Origin of the sequence: Blautia sp. AM23-13AC (assembly GCF_003435675.1) — a bacterium.
GTDB lineage: Bacteria > Bacillota > Clostridia > Lachnospirales > Lachnospiraceae > Fusicatenibacter > Fusicatenibacter saccharivorans.
The window spans coordinates 1-4,058 of record NZ_QTUL01000024.1; the positions used below are offsets into that span (position 1 = coordinate 1).

A 4,058-nucleotide genomic window follows, 5' to 3' on the forward strand; every position below is an offset into this window, starting at 1 on the left:
AGACCGCAAAAGCGGTCTGCTATTTGTCAAGGTGCTCGTATTCTACCGTTTACTCCTCATTTCTGCTTCTGTCAGTTTCATCTCCAGCCTCCTTTTCTAATTTTGAGTATAAAAATGCCATAGGCGGTTAACCTATGGCATATAAAAGAATATAAAATATTTTTAAATATTTATTTTAGCTATAGAACTAAGAAAGGAGAAATTTATATGTTTCAGTACAAAACAAAATGTAAGTATGGCTATTCGATACTTGGCGAACGACCTCCTCGATTAGATACTAATGCGAAATATGTAATAATTGGGCAATCGAAATTTTTTCTCCATTGTGTTATTATACGGCGATTAGATGGAAAGCGTTTTCTTGGAGAAAAATATTGGATTGTTCCACAGAATAGCTTATACTAATCAAGTTCTAGTTCATTAATAATATTACTAAGCGTTGAAAGATTTTTGTTCTGTTCAAGGAAATCGCTGTATAGATTTTGAGCATTTTTTAAAAGTTCGTCATAATACATAATCCGACAATGATAAGCCTTTAATGCATTTTTTGTTGCCTGATATACATCTTCGTCATAGTTTTCCCCATCTAAGTGGCGACCTAAAAGAACTATAATTTCAAAGGGTTCTGGTTGGTCTAAAGTAGCCATTATTTTTTTAGTAGCAGAAAAATATTTGTATACTTGGGCTGTTATTTCTTGCGATTTAACAGTTCGATCTCCTTTTTTTAATTCGATTATTAAATGCTTATTTGATGCCTTTTTGTACCGAATATCAAGCCGAGCATCTAATTCCTCTTTAGAGAGACCGGCATTAATAGTTTTAAATTGGGTTTTAAATGCCTGTTCGACTACCGGAAGTTCTGTGCTTCTATCCCATGAAGGATCAAGTAACCATAAATTTTTGCTTAAGTGATCTTGTATTACTTTTTCCAAACTTCCATCTGATACAACATCTTGCATTTTTTTGATAACCGCTAAACGCTCTTGAACAATCTGATAATACATTGTTGCTTCAATATTATCAAGACGTCCTGCAACTTCAATAAATGCTGCGATATTTTCTGCACTAATTTTTTCAAGTTGACTTAATTCGTTTTTTAACTTGAAAGATTCAAATGCTAAAACACCATGTTTAAAAAGTTCCTTTTTTTCATCTTTCTCTACTGTTAATTGGTTGATTTTTCCAAACAGTTTTTTGGCAGATTTTTTATCATCACCTTTTAATTCATTGTACCAATCACTAACAACTACATATTTACACGCTTCATCGACACCACTGGTGCTTCTTGTCTCTTCCCAATCATTTCGTACAGAAGTCAGAGCTTTTTTAATAAATTCCTTTAAAGCTATATAACGTTCATCATCTTCAAAAAAATCTTGACGACTACTTGTAGTTATATCTGCTTCATTATCTAAGTCAAGAAAATCTGCGGATAATTCACCATAAACATATTTTGAGTAAAGTGCAGTAGTCCCAATTTCCGAAAAAATATCTTCTTTGGCCATTTTCCCACGAACCATAATTACTATACGATTGAGATTTTCATCATCATCCAATTCCTTTGGTTCTGAACACGTGGCAATCCATCCAGTGATATGATAGGGAACCTCTCCAATTGTGATTGCAGATGGTAGTTCTTTAATCAATTTAATTTTTTCTGTTTTAGTTTGAGATTTCAAATCTTCCTTAAATTCATCAGAACCTTCCTTAGGAAGAAACATCCATACACATTGTGCTTTAGAAAGATAATTTCTGTCAGACACAACAATGTTTTCATTATTTATAGATACATTAAAATTATTTTTTGCACCAATAATAGCAAATCTACGTGCTAAACGTTGTCGCAAATGAGAAGCTAAAGCGGCTGTTCTTTTTTTCTTGAGATCGCTTAAAATAATTTTTGTACCATTATTAGTAAATAATAAATTATCAGTAGGCAATTCGACGGGATAGTATGTATCATTGGTTTTTATAGCTTCTCTTAAAGAATTTGTATCGATTTTAAAACCATTAACTTCAGCATCTTTTTTAGAATAAACTTCAACAGTATTAGCAATAGAAAACATAGAGAGTTTTCCGATCCCCTTTCTTCCCATTACAGGTCTATGAAATATAAGAGATTCACCGCTCTCACTTCGTTTCTGATATCCAACAGTTAAATATTTGTTGTTTATATCTGCCAAATTCATACCAATACCATTATCTGTAATAGAAATAGTATCTCCGTCAATTTGGATGTTTACTTCTGTAGCATCAGCGTCCCAAGCGTTTGCAACAACTTCTGAAAGAACTGCAGAGGTATTGCTATAAAGATTTAAGCCTAAATGGTTTAATACTTGCAAATTGATGGACATTTGGAATTTTGGTTCACTCATGATTCTACCTCCGTATGATTAGAAACATATTCAAAATATAATCTTACCGCTCTACGAATTTGTGCGCGAACGGAAGGTACAATGCCTTTGAATAGATTCTCTTCATTTAGTTTTTTCAGATAAGTTTCGCAATCGTTATCTTCAAAATCTAAAATTCTTCTTGCACGTCCTATTCTAGAAAGAGTATCGCCAGCGACTTCAGCGGAAAGAGTCTTTTCTTTTTTTAGCCAATCTATAAAACGTAAGTTATGTAAATCGGTATCGCCGTTGATGAAGCGCATTAAGCAAGTTGCCACATAATGAGCAAGCTTAACTGGAACTGCATTTCCAATCATTTGCTCAGTTGATGCGGAAGAGTCATCCCAAACAAAATTTGGAGGAAATGTTTGTATAAGAGAGCGTTCCAGCGCAGTCAAGTTACGTACTCCATCAGGGGAAACTAAATCTCCACTATGCTTTTTATAATTATTAGGCTTCGGACGATTAACGCCTCTTATAGTTGGAGAAGGTTCATCAACCGAAAAGATACCACGTCGCTTATATGAGCGAGGATGTCGATAATAATATTCTGTTGATAAATTATAATTTTCCTGCGTAAAATATTCGCGGACTGTCAAAGGAAATACCGATTGGTTGGTTGATAACAGTCCATCTAAAAAACTATCAGGTCCATTTTTATAGCCAATACAAAAAAACCGCTTTCTTTTTTGTGGAACACCACAGAAGCTTGCATCAAGAACTTTTTCTGTCAATCCATATCCTGCATCTTTGAAGATTTTGCGAGCCTTTTTATAGGCGTTACTACTAGCTGCACGTTCAACATTTTCCATTACAAAATATTGCGGAGAAACTTTTTGGATAATATTTGCATATGCAATGGTCAAATCTGCACGGTCACCTTCAATTCTGTTTCCAGCACCAGAGAAGTCTTGACAAGGAGGACCACCTATTATAATATCAGGTGTATATTTTGCAATAGTTTTTACCGAAAGGTCAACATTCGAAAGATCAACATCTTCAACTGGGTGTGAAAAATTCTTTTTGTAACAAGAAATAGCAGTGTTCCAATGCTCAAACCCAGCCAAGATATTAAATCCAGCTTCTTGAAATCCCAGTGACATTCCACCACAACCACAAAACAAATCAACAACAGTAATATTAATCTCCTCCTTTCTCTCAAGCTATTTAATAGCTTATTATACCATGCAAAGTCTTTGCGTGGCAACCAAATTTGTAGATTTGTTAAAGCATTTGTTAAAGTTTATATATGGTTTTTCTTGGGATATTCACAATTCCAAACTTTCCAGCCACTCGTCAAAAGATCTCTTGGAGACGCGAATCGCATTGCCTATGCGGACGATCCTGAACTCCTCCTGCTTGACGAGCTGATATGCGGTTGTGCGGCCGATGTTAAGCATGGCTGCAATCTGTTCCACGGTGTATGTGCGCGGTTCCGGCAGAGACTTTTTCTCTTTCTTGTCCATAGTAACCTCCATGTATTTGTCTTGTCATTTTGACTAAGGGAGTGAAGAATGGCAGTAGCAATCAACTTTGGTGGGGTGTCCTCTTGCTAAGAATTTGCTAATAGGACCACCCATAGGTGTTTTGCACCATAAAGTTCGTTTACTACAAGTCATTCTGCGTAAGGGATGATATTGGAAGTTACATCCGAACCGTGTATCA

3 protein-coding genes are annotated in these 4,058 nt (G+C 35.1%); all 3 read right to left on the reverse strand.

Features of this window, described 5'->3' with window-relative positions; all coding sequences use genetic code 11:
- Window positions 1–401: 401 nt before the first annotated feature.
- Window positions 402–2,375, reverse strand: a complete 1,974-nt coding sequence (locus tag DW642_RS15515) for a BbrUII/HgiDII family restriction enzyme (RefSeq protein WP_117511000.1) — start codon at window positions 2,373–2,375, stop codon at window positions 402–404.
- Complete coding sequence (locus DW642_RS15520) at window positions 2,372–3,517, reverse strand: DNA cytosine methyltransferase (RefSeq protein ID WP_256359701.1); 1,146 nt, start codon at window positions 3,515–3,517, stop codon at window positions 2,372–2,374. Before DW642_RS15520 ends, DW642_RS15515 begins: the two co-directional genes overlap by 4 nt.
- A 144-nt stretch (window positions 3,518–3,661) precedes the next feature.
- The gene (locus DW642_RS15525; RefSeq protein WP_207660216.1) at window positions 3,662–3,859 is read right to left on the reverse strand and encodes a helix-turn-helix domain-containing protein; all 198 of its coding nucleotides are present in this window, start codon (window positions 3,857–3,859) and stop codon (window positions 3,662–3,664) included.
- Window positions 3,860–4,058: the final 199 nt, after the last annotated feature.